Below are 26908 nucleotides of genomic sequence, written 5' to 3' on the forward strand. Positions count from 1 at the left end.
TTCAGAAATCTATTTACACATTGACTTATCTTCAGCTAACGGAATATCAAGTTACTTCTCATATTTTCTTTTTCTATACAGAGAAATCGAACCCATGACCAAAGCAATAAAAAACACAGGAAAAGCAATATTTAGTATAGCATATTGATTTCTTTTCTTATAAGCCTCTTTTTTGTTCAGGATATATAGCTTTTGTTGCTTTGTCCTCAACTGCATCAGTCCATCATCTCCTGTCAGCCAATTTACGGCATTCACAATAAAATCACGATTACCGAACTGCTGTTGCGAAACTCTATCATAACCCATAGGTAATACCTGTGAGCTTTGTCCATGCCCCTGAATCTCATTTGTTATGATATCGGAAGATGAAACAACGATCATTTTTGTTCTTTCACTTATATTCTTAGTTTTATAACTATCAGCTTTAATGCTATCAGGCATCATCCTATTTTGGAACACAGAAGTAAATACACCTTCGAGACTTACCGCCACAGGGACAAATTGCAGATCGAAATAGTCTTTATTATTTTGTATTTTTGCAATATCAAAATCAATCGCATCAGGCACTTTTACTAAATGCGTGTTAGCTGAAGTAGTCAATAATATATGCTTTGTCACATTAGTAGAATTGTTTACAATATCGATAGAACTGGCAAACCCGGCTTTTACGTCCCTTATATTCTTTGTAATGGGAAAATCCTGGGACGGGATCAACAGTGGCTGAAAATAACTGGGCACAACCGAAGCTGACTGACTTCCGCCATCACTCATTAAGTATGTAGAAACACACTGGCTATCCTGAATAAGGTTTGAATTTATGCGTACACCGTATGAAAAAAGCATATCATCGAGATTGACATCATTTTTCATACTTGCAGAATGTCCTAATTGAGCGAGATCCTGATGAGAGTAAAAAGCTCCATCGATAAGCCATAAGACCTTACCTCCCGACATTATATACTGATCGAGGATATACTTATCCGTTTCGCTATATTTTGATAAAGGCCCGGCAATAATCACGGCATCAAAGTTGTCCAATATATTAATTTCGTTACCAATCTGCCCCCTATTCACTGTGTAGTATTTAGATAATACTTCCTCGGCATCATATACATACGTACGTGAAATCTCATTATGACCTTCAATAAAGGCAATAGACTTAGATGCTTCCTGATTTAGTAAGCGAATAGCGTCTGTAAATTCAAACTCCAGACCTTCGATAGATGCATTTATGTTTTCTTCCGCTGTGTACCCTGCAATATTTTTGAGCAAAGGAACAACCAGAGTATCTTTTCCATTTGATATCTGGGCGCATGGATATATTATTTTTTTGCTGGCTTTCCCTTCCCTATCGATCTCGTTAAGAATAATACCAGGCATACCTCTTTGTGCCATCGCCTCATATATCTCGGAGGCAGAGCTTTCGGACTGATATATATTCGTTTGTCTTATTTCGAGATTACTATTCACATATCGGTTATAATCATTTAATAGATTAACGGTTGCATCCTGCAAACGCTGGAATCCATAGTTGAGATCTCCACTCAAATATATATTTATATTAAGAGGAATCTCATTCTTCGTACCCTTCAAGAGGTTTATTGTATAATCACTTAGTGTATAACGCTTATCGGATGTAAAATCAATTCTATAATTAGGTATAAAGTACAATCCAACATTAAGTATAACAAACAAAACTCCCCCCCTGACTAAAACTCTTAATTTGCTCCCACTTAATACTACAAGAGCAAGAATTACAAACAAAACCAAATAATTAACAACAACAAGCAAGTCCTTAAATCGTATAACCCCCTTTTGCATCAATTCGTAATGATGAAGCAGTCCCAGAGATGACACGGCAGCCTGTGTTTTTCCGGTAAGAAATAAGCCGGAGAGCAAATCGAAGCCATAGTAAACAAAAACACTTAAAATTACTGAAGTGATAAGTGCTACAACCTGATTCTTAGACAAAGCCGACCCAAATAGACCGATAGATACAAAAACCATAACCAATAATAGCAAAGAAAAATACGAGGCAAAGATAGCATTAAGGTCAATGTTTCCTACCGGATTGGCTAGTTGCGATAAAGAGTAAACATAAATATATGTAGACAGTAAGGTAATAAATACGAAGATAACTGCAGCCAGGTATTTACTCAGATAGATATGGAAGATACTAACAGGTCTCGTCATTAGAATATCTAAAGTTTTTCCCTTTCGTTCTTCTGAAAAAGAGCGCATGGTAAGAGCCGGAATCAATACCAAAAGTAGTATGGGAGACAAAGCGAAAAAGCCGCTCAGATCAGCGTAACCGGTATCCACCAGATTGTATTTCCCTGAGAAGAACCACAGTAAACCTCCTATAATGAGAAGAAAAGCTAAAGAAAAGAACGCTCCGAAAGAAGAGCAAAAAACAGACTTAAGTTCTTTAAATACTAAAGCTTTCATATATCTTTGTATAAATTGATGTTTAATTACACAATGGCTAAACGAGAGATAAAGATAGTTATTTTATTTGTTCTGATAATTGCAGTCCTTATCGGAGGATGGCGATTATATAATAAACTTGAAAAGAACAAACAATCTTTCTCTGTTGATATTTATGAATATATATCTCCTCAGGCAGTGGCTGTAATAAATATCAATAGAGAGTATAATCTGGATATGCTATACCAGTATGATCCTGCGCTTCGCAGCTTAACGGGTGTACTCGGAGAAAATTTATCTTTTCCTACGATTATTTCAAAGTATAAAGACAATAGTGGTATTTTAATAACAAAAATAAAACAAGAGAAAGAATCGGAGATAGCAGATTATATAAGAAATCAGATAGCATCGGATTTTCCTCCTTACAAAAGAGAATATAAAGATGCAATCGTATGGTATTTTACTCAGCCGGATGATAAATTTCTCGTTTGCTCTTTTTACAAAGGAATGCTTGCCATCAGCAACCATCTCAGGCCTATTGAAATATTTATTGATTCTGACTCGGAAAACACATTCTTTTCGGACGAAAATAACATCGAGCTTATAACCAAAATTCGAAATAGCACACCTGTCTGTATTTTCACAAAAGTGCAGGAAAAAACTTTGGCTCTTAATTATCTTCCTTATGACAGCTCAATACAACTAATAGGCTATATACTAGAAAACAAACAGAAGGCAGCAAATGACTCGATGGCATTCGATTACGCAACAATCCCCTTATTAATGGATTTGCCGGATAGAATGTGCATCGATAGCATAAACATACAAAATGGTAGCAAACCGGTAAGCGTAAAAATATTTCTAAACAAAAAGTTTTAAATTCGTGTTTATAAAAATATATTACAATTTATCAATTTAATAAAATAATTATGTCGGTATTAAAAGAATTAAAGGAGTTTATGATGCGTGGCAACGTAGTTGATATGGCTGTCGGTGTCATTGTAGGTGGAGCATTCGGCAAGATTGTATCATCGCTTGTAAGCGATATTATCATGCCTCCAATTGGAGTTGTACTTGGCGGTGTCAATTTTTCGGACCTGAAGGTAACGCTAAAAGATGCAGTAGGTGACGCAGCAGCTGTAACAATCAATTATGGTTCTTTTGTACAAACTGTTTTTGATTTTGTTATCATAGCCAGTGCCATATTTTTTGCTATCAAGGGTATCAATATGCTACAAAAGAAAAAAGAAGAAGCCCCTGCTGCCCCTCCGGCTCCAACTAAAGAGGAAACGTTACTAACAGAAATCAGAGATTTATTGAAGGAACAAAATAAAAATTAAATATATACCTTTTATAAATTGAACTTAACAAACAAGCATTATGGTAAAGTATTTCCCTATTTTATTTATAGCGATGTCGCTATTGTTCTCCAGTTGTGGCAGCGTACCTGTAACCGGACGTAAACAATTGAATCTGGTTTCGAACCAAGAGGTTCTTTCGTTGAGTTTACAGCAATATCAACAATTTATAAAATCTGCGCCAATATCAACCGATAAGAAGAATACGGCATTGGTACAGAAAGTTGGTAGAAATATAGCGAATGCTGTTGAAACTTATCTGAAAAACAATGGTTATGCAGATGAATTAGCATCGTATGCATGGGAATTCAACCTCGTGAAGAGTGCTGATGTAAATGCTTTTTGCATGCCCGGCGGGAAAATTGTCGTATATGAAGGAATACTGCCTTATACTCAGGACGAAACTGGTCTGGCTGTTGTCTTAGGACATGAAGTCGCGCATGCTGTTGCAAAACACGCAAATGAACGTATGAGCCAACAAATGATGACTGAATATGGTACAGCTGCAATAGGTACAGCTCTCGGAGGAACTTCTACCAGGGTGCAGCAAGCCGCTGCGGCAGCAATTGGGCTCGGTTCTCAATATGGAATTTTATTACCTTATTCGCGCAAACAAGAATTAGAAGCTGATAAACTTGGTCTGATATTTATGGCAATGGCAGGATACAACCCGAGTCAGGCTGCTGCATTTTGGACTCGCATGTCGCAGCAAGGAAGTAGCACTCCTGAATTTATGAGTACTCACCCTTCAGACAACACACGTATCCAACAGATAGAAAAAGATTTGCCTGAAGCTATGAAATACTATAAAGGTGGAACAGGAGCAACGAATACGAATTCGTCAAAAACATCTAACAAATGGAAGTTCTAATTGAATAAAACATAAAACAGAAGAGGCTATTTCGTGTAAGAGGTAGTCTCTTTTATTTTAGAATTCTTTATAAAACGGAAAATCTGCAATATCTAATAACGGTTTATCCCCCCTACTGTCCCCGTATACATATAGCTGATAAGTATCTCTATAAGGATAAAGTTCCAGGAAACGTTTGACCTTCTCTACTCCGTAGCAATTTTCACCTTTGAGCTTCCCTGTTATTACGCCTTCTTTAACTTCAATCTCCGTACTGATAACGTTCTCAATACCGATTGATTGAGCCCAAGGCAAAATCCAATTGTAAATAGATGCGCTATTAATGAGCACTATATGCCCGTCCTGTTGATGAAATCTGATCTTATCGATCGCTTGTGATCTTAATGTCTGATTTATTCGATTCTTGTATTTTTCACAAATAGCATTAAACTCCGATAATGTCTTTCCTTTAAAGAAATAAGAAAACAGCCGTTCCTTTGCCTTATCATTTGGGATAAACCCTAGTTTAAATAAGATCAGAACAGGAGAGAGAGCAAACAACCCCCAAATCAACCTTGGAAATCCATAATAAAAGCGAATAAAATCGAATAAGGTATCTTCGGTCGTTATGGTTCCGTCAAAGTCGAAAACAGCTATTACCTTCGATGAATTTACATCTATCATTACCTAAAGAATTTTGTGATAACAAAGAAAGATATAATCCATAAGATTATAATGATACGGATAAAATTATCTTTGAGGAATATCAATGTTGGATTACCACTCCTATCTTCCACAAATATAATTTGTAAATATCGGAACAACCCGACAAACACAAAAAAGGAAGTCAAATAAAGATTATCTCCATTACGTTCTGTTACTTCCTGCGAAATAGTATACATAATATAAGCAACCATCATTACCGCGGCTACAACCACAATCGCCACATTCAGAAATGGAATATTATACCCATCGACATTCTTACGTACTTTATCACCTGTTTCCTCATAAATTACTACATCATCACGCCGTTTACCCAAAGCCAAGAATATAGCCAACAAGAAAGTCATAACCACAATCCAGCGAGAAAGAGGAGTATCTGTAACAACCCCACCTATAAATATACGGATAACAAATCCTATAGCCACAATACTAATATCAATAACCGGTATATGTTTTAACCTTAGCGAGTAAAATATGTTTAGAATAAAATAAGACACTAATAATGCCAATGCGATATAGTTTCCTAAAACAAATATATACACAGATAGACTGACCGCCACTAAACTAAGAATCATCAACAATGCCTCTTTTTTATTTATAGCTCCCGAAGCCAAAGGTCTATTTCGTTTCTCGGAATGAAGCAGGTCTGTTGCAATATCGTTCCAGTCGTTGATAATGTATATAGAACTAGCTATTAAACAAAAGCCGACAAAAGCCCATAAATCGGCAATCAACAATGAAATATGATCCATTTTAAAAGAAAAGAATAGAGGTAAAAAGATGAAAAAATTCTTTACCCACTGATGTAGTCGCATCAATTGTAAATAGTGTTTTATTTTATTCATTATTTGTTTATTCTGTTGGATATAAAGATTGTGCCATATTAATAAAATCCGTGAGATGATACAGATTGTTTATAATCAAACCGACAAACATGCATATCAAGAATACGACAAAGGCCTTTGCTTGTTTTTCTTCCAACTTATTATACAGCCATCCGAATAATAAAGGAATACAATACACCCAGTGTGCACCGTAGATAAAGGGCTGATTGATACCAAATTTCATTACACAGTGTATAATGATATCGATAAGGAATAGTAAGAAAATCATTTGTACAAAAGGGTTCTTATAATTCTTTACCAAAGCAGCTACAATGATTGCCAGTATTAAAGCAACGAAGGTATATTGCCACCAATAAGAATAATTTCCTTCGATTATATACTGCATCGTTGAATTGTAAGCTGTATAATTCATCATTGGAGGAAAGAAGATTGGAGAGCCAAAAAAATGAGTAAAAACCATCTGGAATAAAGAGGAGCCTCCCAAAGCACTATTGGTAAAAGATTCTCTGTGTATGAAAATCGACTCAAAAAAAATTCTTCGAAAGAAAAACTACACTAATAAGCTGAACAATAGATAATATTGCAAGAAATATTACCCCCAATAAAACGACCTTCTTTAATATACTTATTTTCTTTTCTTTAAAAAATAACACAGGGACAATACCTTTTGCAACATTAGTAAGTGTAATTCCTCCTAAAATAAAATCTGCTAAAACTATATTTGAAAGAAATGGGGGTGATTTTTGTTTCTTTATATAAGATGAATTATAATAAACATTAAATGCCAAAAACATAGCAGATAGCGTAAAGCTTTCAGGTGTAAAGCTCAAGAGTAGGTTTGTAGAAAAAAATGCGAAAAATAATGTCATCAAATAAGCTACAAACCTTTTTATTTCAATAATCTCTCTCAGATATCGAAAAATATAAACAGAGGACATACTTATCATCGAGGAGGACAATAAAACAAAGAGGAGAGTTTTAGCTTTGAATGTAACTAAATATGCAAGTCCGTTGCCAATAAGAACAAAAGGGTAATAAAATAACATCAGGAGAGGATGCCCGCTTATCTGTGTCCGTCCAAGCTTTAAGATTAAGGGGTTATCATAAGAAAAATAAATATCTGTTTCATACGACATATTATCTATCACAGATGTGCTTAATGCTATATATATCGAATAGGATAAATAAATTAATAGCAGTATAAGGAATAGTAATTTTTCTTCTTTTTTCTGGGGCAAAAGGGCTTTCGATAAAAATTTAAAATCAGAAATTTTAAAACGAATACTTTTATTCATATTTTATGCAAGTAAGTGTTAGTCTGGGATACACCGATCTTTATTAAGTTTGATAGGCAAGCTCAAAAAATAAAAGCCAAAATTACATTAATTATTTTTAAATTACACAGATAATAATTGAAAATTAAAGAATTAGACTGTACAAGCTGTGTCAAAAATTTATTATTAAAATCTGATCTCTGTAGAAATAAGAAGTATAGTATCTTGTTTTGTTTATAAAATAATGGAGTTTCGTGATGAAGTTGCTTCAAAAAGAATCCTGCTAATCTCACGACTTGCAGGACCCCAACCTTAACACAAACTTTACAAAACTACACAATATATTTTTATTTATTTTTCTATCCTTTACGAAGCATTTATTTACCTCTGATCAATATTCTAAAACATACCTATCTGAGCGTCGAGCCTCGCCCTATATTCCGACGGAGACTGCCCTGTATGCTTTTTGAAAAATCTACCTAAAGAAGCTTGACTCGAAAAATGTGTATCCAATGTTATTTCCTGAATATTTAACGCTGTATTATTTAACAACGATTTTATTTCCAACAAAGTATATTCTACAATCCAGTCTTTGGCAGATCGACCACTTACATCCTTTATCACCTTAGAAAGATACTTGGGTGTTATACCCAATTGCTTCGCATAAAAAGACATTTCTTTATTTTCGTGGTAATGCTTTAGTATTAAAAGAAAAAATTGATATGCCAAGTTCTCTTTCCTCGAACAAGGAGTAGCATTCGTTGACAATAAGCTATTCTTAAAACTATAATAAACATCCAAATAAAAAAGTCTTATTAAACTTACTATATATTCCCGCTGAAACATACAGTCTGACGTAAGAAATCTTTCATTAACAAGATTATAGTATTCAGAATACCGAGACATCTCATTCTTAGTCAGTTTGTAAAAGTGCTTTTGCCTCATATATATGAAGAATAGTGGCGAAAAGCGTGAAATACCACCTAGAATATCATCTGTTATTGTTTGGGAAAGTAAAAAATAATCAATTTTAAAGTCGTCGCTTTTATCTTTTACCGATATAGTCTGATTTGGCAATAAAACGATCATCTCTCCTTCTACAAAACGATGCTCTTCTTGACGCTGATGGACTTCGATAGTAATAGCTCCTTCATGACAAATACCAACTATACCAAAAGTCGCACAAAATGCTAAATGAGGAACTGGTAAAGAGTGAGCATTCTTATATAATTTAAATTCGTTCTCTAACGAATATCCAAGCTCGTTACTTTCCTTTTCTAGCATGACTTTTGTTTAGTTTTGTTATGTGTTATTTATCATGAAATATTGCTCTTAATATTTCACGGTGCAAATATAGAATTTAATTTCTTAATAGCGAAAATAAATGGACTTTTAGTATAATATTTATAATTATTTAAAGCTTTACTCTTCACTTCTTTTACTGATAGAGATTTTCTGTCATTTTCGATCCTTTTTCTTCATTCATTGACAGTTTTAATAAAATGTTCAATAACAGATCATTAATATAAGAAGAAAGATATAATTACTCTCAGTTGTATTAAACTATAAGTCTACTAATCTTTAAACTCATTATTTTGATAAATAGTTATTTTTTTTTGAAGATAAACTCCCAGCAGAACCTGGATATATATTTAGAAAATCTCGTTTACACGAATATCATCCTAGTGTTTCTATTTGTTTTGTTAATCTTTTGAATGATACCAATCGATTAAATAACTCATAAAAAACCGTCCTGAGACGGGCAATCTCAGGACGGTGAGAGGACAACCAAAGCAATCCTCATTTTCGGGAACTTTATAACTACCTTATAACAAGGCTTTGTCATATAGACAAATGTTTCACTAAAAATTATTATCAATATTTATATGCCTTGCTAGATTATCATCAGTGTAAGAATGGATATATTATTCTATTTCAAGATTCTGATTATTTTATAATTATAATACATAGTTAGCAAAGACTCGCTTCAATAACAATAGGATACAACTTTTTGGCACAGCACAAAACGCATAAGATTCTACAGATAAAGAGATTAACCCCTTTCTTAAAACATTAAAATATGACTTTTTAAGGAGTAAAAAAAATGCTATAACTTTTACCTTATAGCATCATATATCTCTTTGATTGTAATTTACTCTTATATTCAGCCTGTGTATTATTTCATTTGATGTATTTTCATTTCCAAAAACTTAAAAAAATCATCCGCATAAAAATCATCATCTTCATTCATATAATCACGACAAAAGACTCTATACTCATTGCCTTTTAGCCCGGGCTCAATTAAGAAATAATACAAAGCATCCCCCTCTCCTTCTTCCAAAATAGTCAATTCATTCTGAGATGTGGCGTTATTTATCGTCTGAGACTTGTATAAATATAAAATGCTATCTACATCTGCAATATTATAATTTTCGGGAGGAGATACATATTTAACATATTCATCTTCCACTTTGAAGTACTCAAACTCCTGCGACCACCACTTATAAGAGTCAGGTAAAGAAAATCCTAATTCTTGCTCCGTGTAGTCAATCCACTCTTGCTTTACTACACCCTTCTTTCCGTGTTTTATTTTATATTCATTAGCTCTGAATAACTCAAGGAACTTATGATACGCGGGGGTCATCTATACTAATTTTAATTGTTTGAGATACAGAATACATTTAGTTTAAAAGTTAACAAATGGCCAATTAAACTAATAATTCGACGTAAATATATTTACAAAGATACAATTCAAAATCAAATACGACCTTACTTGTCAGTGGCAAAATAAAACTTTCGAGATCAGAAACATTCTGCTATTAAATGGAAAAGGCATGCTTTAAGCATGCCTTTTCCATTTAATTTTGTTTTCAAGAATGGCCTAATTCATACTAAACTTATACCCTAAAGTCAATAGACCTTGGAATGAGTTTGTCTTCAAAGAAGCTTTATCTGCTCCTGCAAAAGAATACAAATCTGCCTTTTGAGATTTCATTACAAAGGCAACATCTGTGTAAAAGTAACCATTCGACCAATCGGATTTACCTCTTCTTTCAGGAATAAATTGATATCCTAATCCATAAGTGATATAGTGAGTATCGGCATCGAATGCATATTGTGTAACAGGACGAGGATCTGTAGTGACCTCATTTCCATTATTCTTTATTTTTGAGTCAAAAGGACTTTGCACCCATGAATAACCTACGCGACCTGAAAATTTGCTGGTAAAACGATATTCAAGACCAACACGTAAGGCTGATGCCATTTTGAAATCGTTTTTAATATATTCATTCGGATCCGGGGAAAATGCTTTACTGTTACGATTAAACAGCTTCATATTATTCTTATAGTTTGTCAATTCATAATCTGCACTTATGATAGCCTTTGTCCCTATAACTCCCGCCATACTAAATGTCCATTTATCGGGTGTACGCAATTTATAATCAAAAACAGCATCTTCCCGCCCATCATAGCTTTTTACTGTTCCTGCTACATAATCGGGATCAAGACTAGAACTCGATACTCCTGATAAATTATGACTCAAATCGGCAGCAAAATGATCTGTCATTTTATACCATGTTGGTGAGTGGTAAGCAATACCTATACGGAATTCTTGAACCGGTTTTATTATAACTCCGGCTTTTACTTGCCAACCTGTTCCATCCGTTCTATTCCAATTATACAAATCAAATCTGCGATTATCTGCCAGTGCACCATTTCCATCAGGCATATACTCTGTATATTGAGAATAGAGACGATAGTTTATATCTGTCATAGAAATTGTAGCACCAACGCTCACAATATCAGAGAAAGAAGTTCCGATATTGAAATCATATGAACTAATATAACCTTTCTCTTCCACAAACAAATCATTAGAAACGTTGTTTGATATTGCCGGACTATAGCTACTTCCGTTAGAACCTTCATTTATCAAAAAAGAATTGTAGCCTAATACCGTCAACCAATCCTGACTGTCCCATACTCCCCAAAAGTCATTATCTTTTAGAGATAGGCGTGAAGCTGGAACTTCATTAAAATTCGCTCTACCAGCCATATAACCCGTAAGAGATCGAGTATTATCGCCCATTACGGCATATTTCCTATCAAAGCTTTTTAAACGGTTATAAGAAAATCCAAAATTAAGAAAAGGAACTACGTCATCATATAAAGGAAAAGTTCCCACAAAGGCTAAATTATCAAAAGCAAAAGTAAATTTATTTTCATTTTGCTTACCTATATTCAACTGACCTTGTGACTTTGTATTCTGAAAATTCATTGTTGTCACAATTTCAGACTTTTGATAAACTCCTATACCGGCAGGATTTATTGCAATACCGGAGATATCACCTCCCAGTGCACCAAATGCACCCCCCATAGCCACAGATCTTGCCGTACCGGTTAAATCATTCTTGGAAAATCTGTATGCATCCATTTCATTTTGAGCATAAACCATTCCTACCGAAAAGGCAACAGCAAGCATTAATAATGATAATTTTTTCATATTTCAATATTTTTTATCTAACAGATGAAATTTGCATGTTTAAACTCTTTCGAAACGAAACATACACATTTCAGAGTATATTAAATGTTCTATTTTCTTATATTTTCCATAAAAAGCTGTTCCAATAACCACGTTTGTTGAAACAGCTTTTATATTTTTTATTATGATACGATCGTATTATCTGCGTCCGCTACTACTTCTACCACCGCCACCACTGTATGATCCTCCACCGGAAGAACGTCCCGAAGAAGAACTACCGGAGCTGTAAGACCCCGAGCTTCTTGAAGAAGAGCTACTGGAAGAACTACTACTATAACTTGGGCGTGAACTTGAAGAAGACGAACTGCTGCTATTATAGCTTGGTCGGCTACTAGAAGAGCTACTAGACGAACTGCCACTGCTGTAACTTGGACGGCTGCTACTAGAAGAGCTCCTTGATGGGCTACTACTGTTATAGCTTGGTCTTGAGGAACTACCGGACGATCCACTATTATAACTTGGTCGGGTACTGTTGGACGAACCACTATTGTAACTTGGACGGCTACTATTTGATGAACCGCTGTCATAACTTGGGCGTGTGCTCGGACGAGTACTTACATCGGATGAAGAACCTCTTCCCGAAGATGTTCCGCTATTGTAACTTGGACGAGTAGTAGGTCGTGTACTAATACCACTTGACGATCCTCTACCTGTAGATGTTCCACTATTGTAGCTTGGACGAGTAGCCGGACGGGTGCTCACACCGCTTGACGACCCTCTACCTGTACTATATGATGGTCGAGTACTTACGTTACTTGATCCTCTACCCGAACTATATGATGGTCGAGTACTTACACTAGAAGAAGAACCACGTCCTCCGCTATATGAAGAATATCTGCCGGAGTTATTATATCCGGAGTTGTAGCGTCCTGAATTATTGTAAGCCGAGTATCTGCCGCTTGAGCTATATCGTGGACGTCCAGAATACGAATAGTTTGAACGATGATAATGTCCACCGCCATACCAGCCTCCGCCGCCGTACCAGCCGGAATACCAGCCACCATACCAAGGACTATTCCATCCCCAACCCCAAGAGCCTCCATACCAAGGTCTGCTCCACCCCCAGCCCCAAGAGCCATAGTACCAAGGATCATACCATCCCCATGCATAAGAAGGGGAATACCATGAATCGTACCAAGGATAATATCCATATCCTCCCCAGCCCCAGCCGAAGTTTACGTTAAAATTCCAACCTCGATTACGATAATAGTTGCTATATGTGTCATTTACAACATATACATTAATCTCGTTATCACTAGAAATTTTAACACTATTAGCGGGATCGTGGAATCTTACTATACGATCGGTATATTCATAATCATTATATCCATCTGCGTTTACAATAGAGTCGTCAGGCATCTGTGTTTGCTCGGCATCGTATACGCTTACATTTCCTCTACGGTTATAAGCATCTACATCGATATTCACATTTCCTGTTCGCTCCAATGTTATATCCCCATTGTCTTTCACTACCAAAACCTGAGTTTGGTCTACTTGCTTTTGGGGAGCAGTAGTCTTTACTTTTACTTCTTTCTGTTTCGATTCTTTCGATTTAGAAGTAGCATATATGTCATCCCATTCCTGAGCAAAAGCCAAGAACGGTATAGCTGACACGAGAATCATTAGAAACATTTTTTTAGCTTTCATAATCTGCTCTCCTATAATTATTATTTACTAATTTAGTTTTGTATTCACTTACTGTACAATATACTTTCATGTATATATCTTAGACTAAACATTCGTCAAAAGGTTTAAAACTTACAGTAAGATCTTATGGTATATAAAACAAATGTACGACTTTTATTTTTCAATTCAATATTATATATACTAAAGATGCGAAGAAACAAACCGATGTTGCTCCCTATTGTGTTAAAAATAGTTATCCTTAGGTTATTTCTTCACATAACCTCGTTTATACCAATAAAAAGATGCTTCTTGGTTTAGAAGTTACTTTTAGCTACGTTTATTTTTCGAATTATAGAGAACGTGATGAGGTAAAAGAAAAAGCGTATTTATAAAAGTCACATTAAGCGAATTCATGATTGAATTTTCTCTCCATTACAATATAATCATAGCCATTTTTAGAGAAAAATTCATCGGTTTCACTATAACCAAATTTTTTATAAAAATCGGTTGTTTCACTGCGAGCATTGCACCATAGACAATCTAGCTTTAAATCGTTTGCATAAGATATAAGCCACTCCATTAGAGCTGTAGCATATCCTTTACCTTGCATTTCGCTGCGAGTTGCTAGTTTTCGGAACTGAACGTCTCTACCATGCAGAAATATAGACATTACAGACACTAAGTCATCATTTTCGTATACACCAATATGCAAACCTCTGTCATCGTCAGGCAATTTTACGAACTCAATATCTTTATCCGGATACATCACTTGCCTGCGCAAGCCCAAAACATCTTCATATGGGGCTTCGGAAATAATCATTTTATTAAAATTTATATGTTAGCATTAATCGACCTTCTGATGTTTTAGAAAACACATCATCAAAATATCTATAATTTGTGTCGCGCATATAGTTGTAATATATACCCGTTAAAAACAAATGGCTTCTTAATTTTATATCTGTACGAAGACTGATCGCATGTAGAATTGCTTGCGATCGATCCCCCTGATAATTAAACTCATGGACATCAATATTATCCCAATCTATATCTTTGGGATATCCCTTCCAAGTAAACATACGATAGACCTCATAATTACCCGACATACTGATCCAATCCTTGTACGTCAGATTAAAACCTAACTTTGTACTGAAACCACTGGCAAGGTTATAATTACGCATATCTACCACATAATGATCGCTAAGTGCTCCACCAAGCAACACCAGATTTGTATGCATAAATGCATTAAATCCTACATTCTGTATACGTTTACTTTGATAGATGAACCCCGCCCCGAATGATGCAGGAGTACAAAACTTGTATGGAATTTTACCCGAAACATCTGATATTGTATCCGAATCATAATAATCGAAATGTTGATAGAATCCTAAACTTAGAAAATCATTTTTTGTATCTACCAATTCTGTTACATACAGTCGACCAATAATATTTAGTTGGCTAAGCATTGGCTGCGAACTGTGTATATTGAGATTACTCTTAAAGGTGAAATAATCATAGGGTTTTTCATTCTCATCTGAAAATCGATCACCATATTCGATGTTTACATCCATTGCAGCCCCTACCCCCTTGTCGAGAATCTCACCTTTCAGCTCCAAAACTCTAACTCCGGCAGATACCTCTACACTTACATCGGGCACTCCAAACTGTTTGCCAGTAGTAGAACGTCTACGCCAAGCATCTCCATTCAGTATTCTTGTCAGCCCTCTGGTTGGAGCTATTACAAAGGCTGCTAATTCGCGTCCAAAGCGATGGCTTCCTTCGCGGCGATCATCCAACACTAGATCGGACGTCCGATAAAGCACCTCTCCAAGCGATAGACCACCAATAGGCGTTGCTATTATATCATTTATTGATGGATACTCATTTTCCATAAACAACTCCCACATGGCACTACCACCGAGAGCAAAAAGCCCCGACTCCCAATAATTAAAGCCTCTGGAACGAGCCGAGTTGTAATATAGATTACCATGATAAGGGTGCAGAAACATATTTGTTCCCATCTGGTCATTATCCCAAACAAAACCACCCTTTAGATTTTTCTTTATGGTATGCATATTTATATATGCAAAATCTTCCTTCATTACAAACCGATCAAATCCCCAGATAGCCATATTCAGACCAAAATTCTGAGTTGTCGCTTCCCAAAACTTTTTCTTAGAATAAAAAGCTATGTCAATCGAATCAGCCGGCTTGGGTGGAGCCACCTGATAACGAATAGCAAACTGAGCTTGAGCGTAAAATGAGATTAATAAAAATGTAAAGAATAAGAGAAACTTATTTTGCATCGATTAACCTGATTTATTAAAAATATTAAATTCAAATAGCAAATATAATTCATTGCTTCTTCTAACGATACATATAGTATCGCTTTTTTATTGAAATCGCTACTTTAACTTAAATCTAACTTTTAGCAATACCTCTGTAGGCCTCAACATATATGCAGAATAATAACGACTGACATCGTTGTATGAAGCAGAAACAAACTGTTTGGAATTGAATATATTTGTATAATCAAACATAAACTCTAATTGTTTATACTTGTACTTTGCACTTATATCACCAAATGTCATAGATCGACTTCCCGATATAATTGCATTATTATAAAAACTTTCACACTTCAGGTTTAGCGACAACCCCTTGAATGGAAATATACTCAACTGAACATTATGAGACATTGTGCGTATTGGATCAAATGTTTTTTCCTCATTTTTCACCTTACTGATACTTTGTGAATATTTAAACTCATATTGTAAATTAACAGAAGGGCTTATCTTAGTTATTATACGAGGAGAAAAAGAGTATCCCTGATTATTATAATCGATAAGTCGTCGTTGTGTAACCTGAGATGAGCGACTAATCGTATAGTTCCCTCCCAGAAAAACAGTTGAGCTTAACGTTTCAATATCTTTACTGAGTTGTATATCTGCTCCTAGCCTTTCGGAAGTAGAAGGGGCTAAAATTGAAGAACGTAAGGTAAGGGTTCCCAAATAAGAATAATCAGACAAAAGGTTCGTCCTAACATTGGAATAGCTAATATTAAACATCCCAAATAGAGTTGTAATAGGATCCCTATAATACAAAGATGCGCTTGCATTATGCGCCTTTTGTTCAAAAACATCCCCATCATTTTTCAACAAGCTACGATACGACGATAGAATATATCCTTTATACAGTTGGTTGATCTTACCGATAGAAGTTTTATAGCTGTAGTTGCAGTAAGACGTCCAATAACCAGATATCTTATAATGAAGAAATAAAGAAGGATTAAAAGAAAAATTATTTTTGCGGCGCTTATCATCAGAAATATTGTTCTTTACATCAAGAAGTGTGTAATTAAAAGGTAATGACAATACAGAGTTTAGCTTTCCTTTAGCATAGGTATAAACGGGGCTAAATATTAGCTCATATTTACCTTGTCGGAGATCATTCTTCAATGAATCAGCCACATTTGTAGTATTACCTGTTCCCAATTCAGAACTTAAACCTTGTATATCGGCACGCATGCTTACAGCATACTCCTGCTTCCAAGTTCCTTTGCCGAACCCTAATGAGACCTTATTGTATGCAGCCAAATTATCTTGTTCTACACTCTGTATCATCCTTGATGAATAAGCTGAAGGACTTAACAAATCTTGATACAACACAGGCTCTATAGATAATGTATGCGCAGATGAATTGTATCCGAAAAAAGAATAAAAGTTCCATGTATACTTTTCTCCTGTTTTCACCATATTGAAGGTATTATTAATACTATAGTACGGCTTTTTAAGATATTGACTAACGTTATCAGCAGAAATGACATCACCCCTCTCCCTATCCCATATACCCTCAAGCTTCAAAAGGTTATTAAAATAAAATTTGTCTTTATTCGCATTCAATTGAATATCTCCAGTCAACCGGTCTTTTCTTAGGCGAGAGTTCATATATTCTTCTATCTTCAAAACACTATCATTTGCCAAATAATATTCAGTAAAAGCATAGCTATCTTTCCGTTGCAGATCGTTCAGGTAGCTAACGTTGGTGGTCAATTGATAATCATTCTTTAAAGACCACAAATTATTCGCAGACAATATATTTGCTTGATTATTCAGATAGCGTTTTTCTGCTATGGATGGAGATAAGGGGCTCTGCACAGCCAGAAGACCTCCTTTATCCATATTGGAAGCATCATTCGAATAAAAAGAAGTCAACTCTCGAGTGACATCATCACCCGAATTGTTTCCCTTATAGATTGTTATATTCTGCAACTTCTTAGCTATGTACATCCCTGTCAATTCGTTGTTCCAAAGCAGAGGTGAACCGCCTAATCCTAGCTGTGTATTCGCAATGATAGTTCCTTTGGCCGAATCTTTCAGTTTCAGATTAATAGCCGCATCTTCCGACAATTCCTTGTCTTTTAGAGCTTTAATTGGTTGGTGATTTTCCAACACTTGCACCGTTGATACATCTTTTGCATCGATATTGTTTGTAGCAATACCATAACGCCCTTGCAACAGATCGGCATTCTCTATATAGAATTTGTTTATAGGACGATTCTGATATAAAATCGCGCCATTTTCCTGAACCTTTATTCCGGGCATCTTTTTCAGCACATCACCGATTGTTCTATCATTAAGATCTGAAAAGCTTTCTACAAGATAATTCAACGTATCACCCGCTTGCCTGATTTTAGGGGGCGTTATTTTCACTTCGTTTAATAAAATTGATGCCGATTCTATAGAAAAATCTATATTCTGATTTCTATTTTCTACAATCTTAGTTTGCTTCTGCACATTAAAGCCAGATACAGTAATTGCAATACTATCAGCCTTGCCTTTATATTCGAGCTTGTATGCACCCTTCACGTCAGTCATAGCAAAGCCAAGAGTCAATCGCCCCGATTTCTCTTGCAAGGTTACATTTATGTCTGCCATAGGATTACGCTTCTCATCACGAACTATTCCGATTATTATAGTTTGAGCCTGAGCCATAGCCGAAATCAAAATAAGAAAGAGGGAAAAATATCTTTTCATGTTTTATGTCACATCAAGCAACCGGTTATTCCTTTTCTAATGATATGTACTCATTATTATTCTTTTTACGAACCATTATAACATTGCCTCCATTAACATTCACTGCCATACCCCCGGATCTCTTTTTTTTGAGCTTATCTAAATCCTTAAGGCTGGCGTTGATATAATCCTCTTTTGCCAATAAAATTTCTACAGTTGGGGTTAAATGCTCCAAACCTATAATCTCAAAAGAGAAAATATTTTCGGTATCATTCACTTTTAAAATCAGCCCGGGTAGTCCATAAAACTTCCAAGGACCATCGTTTACCGGAATATCAGAGGCAAACCAAGCATCATACGTTCGGCCTCTAAAAGTTGTACTCGCTTTCTGACATAAATAGCCCAAAATAGTCAAGGTATCCGTTTTTATATCCCATTGAAAAAAAACCTTATCTATACATTTATATTTATTAGGAGCATCTTCGGATCTGTCTATAATTATAATCTCACCGACTTGCTTCTTTTTATACAAATGTGCAGTCTCACCTTTCTCTTCCGATTCGAATGTTGTCCCCACGTTGCTATCAAACGACGACATATCTCCATTCTTCACAACCGAAATACTCTGTATTGTTGCCGGATTCAGCTTATTGTTCATAAAATCACCAAAAATCGAATCGCGTCTAGCTCTCGTAGCATCATAATAATGGGACACTTTTGCTCCGATATCGAGTGTTAGAGTGTCTATCTTCTGTTCAGTTTTCTGACTTATCGTTACCGGCTGCACGAACTTGTAGTAGCAACGAATACCGGCTTCATCAAGATTTTCGGATGAAACATTACCTTTATCAAGTTTAACAACTTTCACATTATTTGCAGATATATTCTGTGAAAAAGCTTGCATACAAGCAGATAAAAGGATCAATAAAACAAATATCTTCTTCATATTATTTCTTTCTTTAAAGTTCTCCGACAAATATAGTCTAAAAAATTAGACAGACAATATTTAGGTCTAACAAAATAGACTAAATACCAAAATAAAAGTTTTGCTGCTAAGAATGACTGGAATATGAAATATATCAGTTACTTCTATTTATCATCTCTAAAAGTAAAAAGTTAGAAAATATTGAATTAATTTTGGAAAATGATTAAGCAAATATTATTAGTAGGACTTGGCGGGGCTGTAGGAAGTATATTGAGATTTCTTACATCTGCTTTTATCGTAAGGATTGAGCCATTCCCTTTTCCATTAGCTACATTTCTAATCAACATTCTCGGATGCTTCTGTATCGGCTTATTTGCAAATCTGGTTCCCTCCAACAATTTACGAATGCTACTTATTACAGGATTTTGCGGAGGCTTTACTACATTCTCTACTTTTGCTAGCGAAACTTTAACATTGGCAAACAACAACCAATCAATACTGGCATTTGTTTATGTATTGGCAAGTTGTGTTATCGGAATATCTGCCGTTTGGCTAGGAATGTACCTAACAAAATAACACATTATATATATTTAACTTTTTTGATTGTGCTTTTGGCACCTCCTTTTCATCTATAATATATTAATAAGAAATACAAAACATAATAATATGAAAAAGCATTTATTCTTTATTCTTTTATTCTTTTCATTAAGTAGCATTATGAGATCACAAACTTCTAACAATAAATATGAAAATGAATGGAAAAACATAGAGCAACTTGCATCTGAAGACTTACCCCAATCTGCATTACAGTCGGTAGATGATGTACTGAAGATGGCAATCGCCGAAAAGAACAATACACAAGTAATAAAGGCACTTATATATAAGAATAAGTTCAAAAAAGAAATCGATTTTAGTGATAATGAAGGCATATTAAGTGACCTCCAGAACCTCCTAAGGCAGTCAAATGATGTTACAGAAAAAGCACTGTTAAACTCTATGCTTGCCGAAGCTTATCTAGACTACTACAATGCAAATAGCTGGGAGATCAATAGACGTACCAACCTTTCTGATGTAATTCCGGATGATATAAAAGAATGGACAGGAAATATATTTGTTAATAAAATTGCATATCATCTCAAGCTTTCAGTTGCAGATATTGCAACACTAAAAAAACATACAACAAAAGAATATGATGATATAATCAACCTTGGTAAGGATACTCAAAGATTTCCCACATTGTATGACTTCTTGATAAAAAGAGCCATAGAGATAGCAGAGAATATACAAAATATTGATAACAGTGAATTTGACCCTACCCTTATAGATTTAGACATCAAACAACTAATCCTCCCGGCTGATGAGTTCGTTAAGCTTAACATGAAGTCAGCTTCGGGTAATAGAATGCTTGCATATATATATTATCAGCAATACTTGAAAGATCTATTGGATAGAAATATGACTGCAACAATCATATCAATGGAGATTGGTAAGATAACTTTTACTCAAAACAAGTCGAATTCATTTACGCCAAAAGACGTATTGGATACATATTTGAAACTTGAGAAAAAATATGAATCAAACGAAAACTGTTCCGAAATAATAGCTAAAATAGTTGATGCTTATAATTACGGAGCGGATGGTATGGACATAGCTAAAAGAAATGAAACCATATATGCATGGTTGAAAAAAGGATTAGATAAATATCCTAAATCGTATGGAGCGAGAATTTTACGACAACAATTGAACGTTCTTGAATCTCCAATCCTTCTAGTCAATGGTAAAAATCTGCAATATCCGAATGAGGAAATCCGACTAAAAGTAGAATATAAAAATGTAAAAACAGATAGCATCGCACCATTCAAACTATTGAGAAAATTAAATGGGAAATATTCCTTAATAAAAGAATACTCACTGAATCTGACATCTAAAACAACATACAACGCTGATACATTAGATTTGAATATAGGAAAACTTCAACCCGGCGAGTATACATTCACAACCCGAACTATTGAAGAACTTAACAAAGAAATACCAAAAGGTGAAGAAGAAGATATGCTTTATAATAGGTGGGATGACAACAAATTCAAATTTATTGTTTCTTCTCTAATGACATTCTCTCGCAATAGCGCAAAGAATGAATACGAAATATTTGTAGTTGACCGAAATTCGGGCAAGCCTATAAAAGATGCTACAGTAAGAATACATTCTATAGTCAGAAAAAAGGATGATAAAAAAATATTGCTAGCTCGATTAAAAACAAATGAAATAGGTATCGCAACATTCATAGATTCGCGCGATATCAAAGACCTATACTCTGTAGCTAAATACAAAGTAGAACTTGGTGCAGACTCGTGCTTGCAAGCAGAAAATTTGAATTCAAACTCATACAGATGGGAACGTACTGTTCCTTACAGCACCCAAGAGAATACGATTAATATATTTACCGACAGAAGCATATATCGTCCCGGGCAAACTGTTTACTTCAAAGCCATCGTAATCGACAAAGAGTCCAAAACATTAGCAAATCATACTTGTACAATAGAGTTACTGGATGCGAATAATGAAACGGTTTCAGAAAAAGAAATCGTCACAAATGAATTCGGTTCTGCATCAGGAGAGTTTATCTTACCGCAATCGGGTTTATTAGGTCAATATAGCATAATGGTAACCGACGGCGGAGCAGGAACTAACTATTTCAATGTAGAAGAGTACAAACGACCAACCTTTGAAATCACCTTTGATAAATTAAAAGAAACGTATGCTTTCGGAGAAGAAATAAAGCTGAAAGGTTATGCAAAAAATTATTCGGGTGTAAGCCTCCAACAAACGGATGTAAACTACACTATAACCCGTAAAAAGCTGGATATCTGGCGCTGGGGAAGAGGCTATAAAGCTCCTTTTGCTGATGGTGTAGTAAAAACAAATGAAGATGGTTCATTCGAGGTTGTATTTACCCCACAGCCTGGAGATGAAAAAATATATACTCCTTTCAACCAACAGAATTACACATTTGAAGTTACAGCCACAGTGACGGATGTAAATGGAGAGACTCAGTCGAACCAATACTCTATTAACGTTGGTAATATCTCGATGGCTATCAATATAGATATACCTAGCCAGATAGAAAAATTGGGAAATGATAAAATAAATATAGGCGCAAAAAATTTACAAGGGGAAGACATCAGGACTTCCGGAACTTATATTCTTTATAGTTTATCGGAAAATGACTCTATCAATAAGAAAGTATTTGACGGCACATTTGAAACAGGAGAACAAACTAAATTAAAGTCTTTTTTACAAAGTCAGCCTTCAGGTAAATACCAACTAAAAGTAAAAGCCCTTGATAGTAAGAATAACGAAATAGAAGAAAAGGCTAATTTTATTTTATACAGCTTTAAGGACAAAAAGCCGCCGATAAAGACGAACGAATGGCTTGTGAAAAAGAACACATCTTTTAGTCCCAATAAGCCGGCCGAGGTTATATTCGGAGTATCAGACAAAGATATATATGTATTGTACCAACTAAATAACAATAAAAAAGTATTTGAACGTCGCTTCATAAAAATGAGTGAGGCGAATCAATTGTTCACTGTTCCTTATAAGGCTGAATATGAAGACGAGGTATATATGTCATTTACTTTTGTAAAAGATGGAAAGCTATACAATCAAAATGTATCACTAGCAAAAGAAACCGAAAAAACCGACACGAAGTTAAATCTTAAGCTTGAGGTCTTCCGTGATAAACTACGTCCCGGACAGGCAGAGACATGGACAATCAGTGTAAAAGATACAACCAACACCCCTTCTATAGCCGAAGTGTTGGCATCTATGTACGATGTATCACTGGATAAGCTATATCCGTATATGGCTTGGAATTTCAATCACCCATACATCGGAAAAGAAGCAATATATCCTATTTCGTTCGACTATCCATCACGCTATTGGAATGTAGATCAATCTAAGTGGTTTTATGCAGGCTCGTTATATGTGGTAGAAATGAATACGTCTGAAGAAAAAACACCTGCGAGAAGATTTGACCAACTAAATTGGTTTGGATATATCAATCAATCTTTTGAGGAATATATTTATGAAAAAAGTAATCTAAGTATCGGAATTATCACCTCTAGCGGTATAGGTTCTGACGGGATATTTGCAGCAGATATGGCTGTATTAAATGAAAGTATGGTCACGGGGGTAGAATCAACGCCTGCACCTCCACGCCTAGCTCAATCAAAAAGGTTAGATGGTTACTTCGCAGCAGACTCGATCACTAGACAAGAGGAAACTGTCAACGAAGAAAACAATGCACCCACACCTCAAATCCGTCAAAACTTTAATGAAACCGCATTTTTCTATCCTCAATTGAGAACAAATGAAAAAGGCGAAACTCTGATATCCTTCACTGTACCCGAAAGCAATACGACATGGCGTTTCAGAGCATTGGCGCATGACAAGAATTCGAGAGTAGGGACATTGGAGCAATTTGTAACAACACAAAAGGAGCTGATGGTGACACCGAATATGCCTCGCTTTGTTCGTCAGGGTGATAAGACTAGTATTTCTACCAAAATATCCAATTTGTCAGAAAATGCTATCTCGGGAAATGTAAAAATAGAATTCTTCGATCCTGCTACAGATAAAGTGATTGACCTCAGAATTCCAAATCAAGATCAAACATTCTCTGTAGACAAAGGTGCATCAACCTCTGCCCAGTGGACTTTTGATGTACCCGAAAGCATTGAACTGATCGGTTGCCGCATTATAGCACAAAACGAAACATTCAGTGATGGAGAACAGCATGTTTTGGCTGTACTATCAAACCGTATGATGGTGACAGAAAGCATGCCTATAGATGTTACAAAAGCAGGAACTAGTACATTTACTTTCGATAAATTATACAACAATACGTCATCCACTGCAAGTAATTATAGACTCACTTTGGAATATGCATCCAATCCTGCATGGTATGCTATACAAGCACTGCCTTCATTCAGTAATCCTACCAGTGAAAATGCGGTGAACTGGTTTGCTAGTTATTATGTGAATACGCTCGGTTCTTCTATCATCCGTCAGTATCCGAAAGTGGGTGCTATGATAGAAGCATGGAAGAAACAAGGAGGTGATAAACAGACATTCGTATCGAAACTACAGAAAGATGAAGAGTTGAAGAACGTATTGTTAGAAGAAACACCGTGGGTGCTAGATGCCAAAAACGAAGCAGAACAAATGCAGCGCCTTTCTTTATTATTTGATCTGAATAATACAAAACAGATGACCGATGCAGCTACCAAAAAACTACAAGACCTACAAAACAGTAACGAAGGCGGATGGTCGTGGTACAAAGGGATGTACCCTAGCCGTTCTGTTACCCAATATATTCTGTATGGCTATGCTAAACTACAGCAAGTTGGGCAAATAGAATATCCTGAGGATGTGAAGATGATGCAAATGAATGCTCTCAAATTTATTGACAGTCAGATATTGAAAGACTTTGAAAGCCTGAAAAAGAATAATAAGAATTGGGAAAAAACATCGTCTGTGTCAACCAATCAGTTAGAATACGCCTATGTCCGTTCATTCTACCGAGACATACCGATTGATCAGGGAACACGTGCCGCCGAAAGGTTCTACACGAATGTTGCAAGTAAAAACTGGCAAAAACTCGATTTGTACGAAAAGTCTATCCTTTCGGTTGTATTAAAAAGAAATGGAGAGAAAGAACTTGCCAATAAGATCATCAAATCAATACGCGAATATGCTGTTAAAAATCAAAAGACAGGTATGTATTGGCCAAATAATCGTAATCAGGTATTTATGTCCCTATCTGCAATCAGTGTACATACATTCTTAATGGATGCACTGCAAGAAGTTGGTTCATCGCAAGAAGAAATGGATATGCTGAAACGATGGTTGATAAATCAGAAACGAACTCAGATATGGGAATCAACGCATGCTTCGATAGACGCTATCACTGCATTGTTAAGCACAGGATCTGATTGGTTTGCAAGTGAAGGAACGCCAGCAATCTCTGTAGGGAATGAGAAAATAGAACCTGAAAATAAAGAGGTAGGAACAGGCTATTTCAAAAAAGTATGGAACAAAACAGAGATTAAAAACGAAATGGGTAAAGTAGAGGTGACAACACCAGATACCCGTCCGGCTTACGGAGCTTTATACTGGCAATATTATGAAAACTTGGATAAGATCACAGCGCATAAAGGAGACCTGAATGTAGAGAAACAGTTATTTAAAGAAATCAACACAGCGACAGGTAAATCGTTAAGTCAAATTACAGAGAACAATCCGCTTGCTGTGGGAGATAAAGTAGTAGTACGCCTAACTGTTAGGACAGACAAGGATATGGAATTTGTTCATCTGAAAGACATGCGGGCTTCTTGTTTCGAACCTATTCAAACGATATCGGGTATAAAATGGAATGAAGGATTGATGTATTACCAAACGTCAAAAGATGCATCTACTAACTTCTACTTCGATATTATGCCAAAAGGTACTTATGTATTTGAATACCCTGTATATGTAAACCGTACAGGTGAATACGCTAATGGAATCACAACAATACAATGTATGTATGCGCCTGAATTTGTATCACATACAGCCGGAATAAAAGTAACTGTAAAAGAAAAAGAATGAAAACATATCTTCCGATAATAGCTGTAATATTGCTTTTTACCGGTTTTGTATCTTTCATTTGCTATAAATCAAATAATAAATCGACAAAACAAAGCGAAGAAAGGGAAATAGTAGAATCCTCGGAATCGAAACAAAAGAAAGAAGAAAGAAAAAAACTTTATGCAAGGCTTAAAGCAAAAGCAGATGAAGCCAAGGTATATAGTAAACAACAAGGACTAAGCTCGAAACACTGTATACTGATTGATTTCAGTATACACTCGGGCAAGAATCGTTTCTTTGTATGGGATTTTGCAAAAGACAGTATAAAGTACGAAAGTCTTTGTTGTCATGGATACGGACAGAAGAGCACACAGTCTAAACCCGTATTCAGTAATGTTGAGGGCAGTTATTGTTCTTCATTAGGTAAATATAAAACAGGAGCACGATCATACAGCACTTGGGGTATAAATGTACACTACAAACTGCATGGTTTAGAGAAAACCAATAGCAATGCATTCAAACGGATCATAGTGCTTCATTCGCACAATCCGATTGCGAATAAAGAAGTTTACCCAAATCATCTGCCATTAGTTTGGAGTCAAGGATGTCCTGTAATAAATAATGAGGTAATGCGCAAATGCGATGCTTTACTCAAAGAGAGTAAAAAGCCTCTACTGTTATGGATATATAATTAGTACAAT

19 protein-coding genes are annotated in these 26908 nt (G+C 35.5%); 6 read left to right on the forward strand and 13 right to left on the reverse strand.

What is annotated here, in order from left to right:
• Positions 1 to 51 precede the first annotated feature (51 nt).
• The gene (gene gldG, locus BGO84_RS14620; protein WP_291030285.1) at positions 52 to 2448 is read right to left on the reverse strand and encodes a gliding motility-associated ABC transporter substrate-binding protein GldG; all 2397 of its coding nucleotides are present in this window, start codon (positions 2446 to 2448) and stop codon (positions 52 to 54) included.
• Positions 2449 to 2481: 33 nt separating this feature from the next.
• On the opposite strand from gldG, the gene BGO84_RS14625 reads away from it, so the two are divergent.
• From BGO84_RS14625 to BGO84_RS14635, 3 genes are read left to right on the forward strand one after another with little or no spacing between them, the layout of a single operon-like run.
• Positions 2482 to 3306: a hypothetical protein gene (locus BGO84_RS14625; protein WP_252636476.1), complete on the forward strand. Its 825-nt coding sequence runs from the start codon at positions 2482 to 2484 to the stop codon at positions 3304 to 3306.
• A gap of 50 nt (positions 3307 to 3356) precedes the next feature.
• Positions 3357 to 3767, forward strand: coding sequence for a large-conductance mechanosensitive channel protein MscL (mscL, locus tag BGO84_RS14630; RefSeq protein WP_291030287.1), 411 nt, complete (start codon positions 3357 to 3359; stop codon positions 3765 to 3767).
• Between the two features lie 40 nt (positions 3768 to 3807).
• Entirely contained in the window at positions 3808 to 4656 is an 849-nt protein-coding gene (locus BGO84_RS14635) for a M48 family metallopeptidase (RefSeq protein ID WP_291030289.1), read from the forward strand.
• A 57-nt stretch (positions 4657 to 4713) separates the two neighbouring features.
• Here the strand turns inward: BGO84_RS14635 and BGO84_RS14640 are convergent, their stop codons facing one another.
• From BGO84_RS14640 to BGO84_RS14695, 12 genes are all read right to left on the reverse strand, one after another.
• The gene (locus BGO84_RS14640; protein ID WP_291030291.1) at positions 4714 to 5319 is read right to left on the reverse strand and encodes an HAD family hydrolase; all 606 of its coding nucleotides are present in this window, start codon (positions 5317 to 5319) and stop codon (positions 4714 to 4716) included.
• Positions 5319 to 6203, reverse strand: a complete 885-nt coding sequence (locus BGO84_RS14645) for a UbiA prenyltransferase family protein (protein ID WP_291030293.1) — start codon at positions 6201 to 6203, stop codon at positions 5319 to 5321. The genes BGO84_RS14640 and BGO84_RS14645 overlap by 1 nt, the downstream gene beginning before the upstream one ends.
• A gap of 7 nt (positions 6204 to 6210) precedes the next feature.
• Positions 6211 to 6687, reverse strand: coding sequence for a DUF6080 domain-containing protein (locus BGO84_RS14650; protein WP_291030295.1), 477 nt, complete (start codon positions 6685 to 6687; stop codon positions 6211 to 6213).
• 40 nt (positions 6688 to 6727) lie between these two features.
• Complete coding sequence (locus BGO84_RS14655) at positions 6728 to 7498, reverse strand: DUF6080 domain-containing protein (protein WP_291030297.1); 771 nt, start codon at positions 7496 to 7498, stop codon at positions 6728 to 6730.
• Between the two features lie 378 nt (positions 7499 to 7876).
• Positions 7877 to 8761: a helix-turn-helix domain-containing protein gene (locus tag BGO84_RS14660; protein ID WP_291030299.1), complete on the reverse strand. Its 885-nt coding sequence runs from the start codon at positions 8759 to 8761 to the stop codon at positions 7877 to 7879.
• Positions 8762 to 9653: 892 nt separating this feature from the next.
• Positions 9654 to 10121: an SMI1/KNR4 family protein gene (locus BGO84_RS14665; RefSeq protein ID WP_291030301.1), complete on the reverse strand. Its 468-nt coding sequence runs from the start codon at positions 10119 to 10121 to the stop codon at positions 9654 to 9656.
• A 237-nt stretch (positions 10122 to 10358) separates the two neighbouring features.
• Positions 10359 to 11978, reverse strand: coding sequence for an outer membrane protein transport protein (locus BGO84_RS14670; RefSeq protein ID WP_291030304.1), 1620 nt, complete (start codon positions 11976 to 11978; stop codon positions 10359 to 10361).
• 177 nt (positions 11979 to 12155) lie between these two features.
• Entirely contained in the window at positions 12156 to 13664 is a 1509-nt protein-coding gene (locus tag BGO84_RS14675) for a hypothetical protein (protein WP_291030306.1), read from the reverse strand.
• 379 nt (positions 13665 to 14043) lie between these two features.
• Positions 14044 to 14463 (reverse strand): GNAT family N-acetyltransferase, encoded by a 420-nt coding sequence (locus BGO84_RS14680; protein ID WP_291030308.1) that lies wholly within the window; start codon positions 14461 to 14463, stop codon positions 14044 to 14046.
• Between the two features lie 4 nt (positions 14464 to 14467).
• Positions 14468 to 15946 carry a DUF3943 domain-containing protein gene (locus tag BGO84_RS14685; RefSeq protein WP_291030310.1) on the reverse strand — a complete coding sequence of 493 codons (1479 nt, stop codon included), beginning with the start codon at positions 15944 to 15946 and terminating at the stop codon, positions 14468 to 14470.
• A gap of 99 nt (positions 15947 to 16045) precedes the next feature.
• On the reverse strand, positions 16046 to 18673 hold the full coding sequence (locus tag BGO84_RS14690) for a hypothetical protein (protein ID WP_291030312.1): 2628 nt from the start codon (positions 18671 to 18673) through the stop codon (positions 16046 to 16048).
• A 25-nt stretch (positions 18674 to 18698) separates the two neighbouring features.
• The gene (locus BGO84_RS14695) at positions 18699 to 19598 is read right to left on the reverse strand and encodes a GLPGLI family protein (RefSeq protein WP_291030314.1); all 900 of its coding nucleotides are present in this window, start codon (positions 19596 to 19598) and stop codon (positions 18699 to 18701) included.
• 198 nt (positions 19599 to 19796) lie between these two features.
• On the opposite strand from BGO84_RS14695, the gene crcB reads away from it, so the two are divergent.
• The 3 genes from crcB to BGO84_RS14710 all read left to right on the forward strand — a co-directional run bounded on the left by crcB (position 19797) and on the right by BGO84_RS14710 (position 26902).
• Positions 19797 to 20153, forward strand: coding sequence for a fluoride efflux transporter CrcB (crcB, locus tag BGO84_RS14700; RefSeq protein ID WP_135104032.1), 357 nt, complete (start codon positions 19797 to 19799; stop codon positions 20151 to 20153).
• Positions 20154 to 20243: 90 nt separating this feature from the next.
• Complete coding sequence (locus tag BGO84_RS14705) at positions 20244 to 26228, forward strand: alpha-2-macroglobulin family protein (RefSeq protein ID WP_291030316.1); 5985 nt, start codon at positions 20244 to 20246, stop codon at positions 26226 to 26228.
• Positions 26225 to 26902 (forward strand): murein L,D-transpeptidase catalytic domain-containing protein, encoded by a 678-nt coding sequence (locus BGO84_RS14710; protein WP_291030318.1) that lies wholly within the window; start codon positions 26225 to 26227, stop codon positions 26900 to 26902. The genes BGO84_RS14705 and BGO84_RS14710 overlap by 4 nt, the downstream gene beginning before the upstream one ends.
• Positions 26903 to 26908 lie beyond the last annotated feature (6 nt).

The sequence above is a fragment of the Dysgonomonas sp. 37-18 genome (assembly GCF_001899125.1).
Classification (GTDB): domain Bacteria; phylum Bacteroidota; class Bacteroidia; order Bacteroidales; family Dysgonomonadaceae; genus Dysgonomonas.

What these genes read in the sequence shown, in the direction of transcription:
- gldG (WP_291030285.1), bottom strand. Translation starts at nt 2,448, where the DNA reads ATGAAAGCTTTAGTATTTAAAGAACTTAAGTCTGTTTTTTGCTCTTCT.
- BGO84_RS14625 (WP_252636476.1), top strand. Translation starts at nt 2,482, where the DNA reads ATGGCTAAACGAGAGATAAAGATAGTTATTTTATTTGTTCTGATAATT.
- mscL (WP_291030287.1), top strand. Translation starts at nt 3,357, where the DNA reads ATGTCGGTATTAAAAGAATTAAAGGAGTTTATGATGCGTGGCAACGTA.
- BGO84_RS14635 (WP_291030289.1), top strand. Translation starts at nt 3,808, where the DNA reads ATGGTAAAGTATTTCCCTATTTTATTTATAGCGATGTCGCTATTGTTC.
- BGO84_RS14640 (WP_291030291.1), bottom strand. Translation starts at nt 5,319, where the DNA reads ATGATAGATGTAAATTCATCGAAGGTAATAGCTGTTTTCGACTTTGAC.
- BGO84_RS14645 (WP_291030293.1), bottom strand. Translation starts at nt 6,203, where the DNA reads ATGAATAAAATAAAACACTATTTACAATTGATGCGACTACATCAGTGG.
- BGO84_RS14655 (WP_291030297.1), bottom strand. Translation starts at nt 7,498, where the DNA reads ATGAATAAAAGTATTCGTTTTAAAATTTCTGATTTTAAATTTTTATCG.
- BGO84_RS14660 (WP_291030299.1), bottom strand. Translation starts at nt 8,761, where the DNA reads ATGCTAGAAAAGGAAAGTAACGAGCTTGGATATTCGTTAGAGAACGAA.
- BGO84_RS14665 (WP_291030301.1), bottom strand. Translation starts at nt 10,121, where the DNA reads ATGACCCCCGCGTATCATAAGTTCCTTGAGTTATTCAGAGCTAATGAA.
- BGO84_RS14670 (WP_291030304.1), bottom strand. Translation starts at nt 11,978, where the DNA reads ATGAAAAAATTATCATTATTAATGCTTGCTGTTGCCTTTTCGGTAGGA.
- BGO84_RS14675 (WP_291030306.1), bottom strand. Translation starts at nt 13,664, where the DNA reads ATGAAAGCTAAAAAAATGTTTCTAATGATTCTCGTGTCAGCTATACCG.
- BGO84_RS14680 (WP_291030308.1), bottom strand. Translation starts at nt 14,463, where the DNA reads ATGATTATTTCCGAAGCCCCATATGAAGATGTTTTGGGCTTGCGCAGG.
- BGO84_RS14685 (WP_291030310.1), bottom strand. Translation starts at nt 15,946, where the DNA reads ATGCAAAATAAGTTTCTCTTATTCTTTACATTTTTATTAATCTCATTT.
- BGO84_RS14690 (WP_291030312.1), bottom strand. Translation starts at nt 18,673, where the DNA reads ATGAAAAGATATTTTTCCCTCTTTCTTATTTTGATTTCGGCTATGGCT.
- BGO84_RS14695 (WP_291030314.1), bottom strand. Translation starts at nt 19,598, where the DNA reads ATGAAGAAGATATTTGTTTTATTGATCCTTTTATCTGCTTGTATGCAA.
- crcB (WP_135104032.1), top strand. Translation starts at nt 19,797, where the DNA reads ATGATTAAGCAAATATTATTAGTAGGACTTGGCGGGGCTGTAGGAAGT.
- BGO84_RS14705 (WP_291030316.1), top strand. Translation starts at nt 20,244, where the DNA reads ATGAAAAAGCATTTATTCTTTATTCTTTTATTCTTTTCATTAAGTAGC.
- BGO84_RS14710 (WP_291030318.1), top strand. Translation starts at nt 26,225, where the DNA reads ATGAAAACATATCTTCCGATAATAGCTGTAATATTGCTTTTTACCGGT.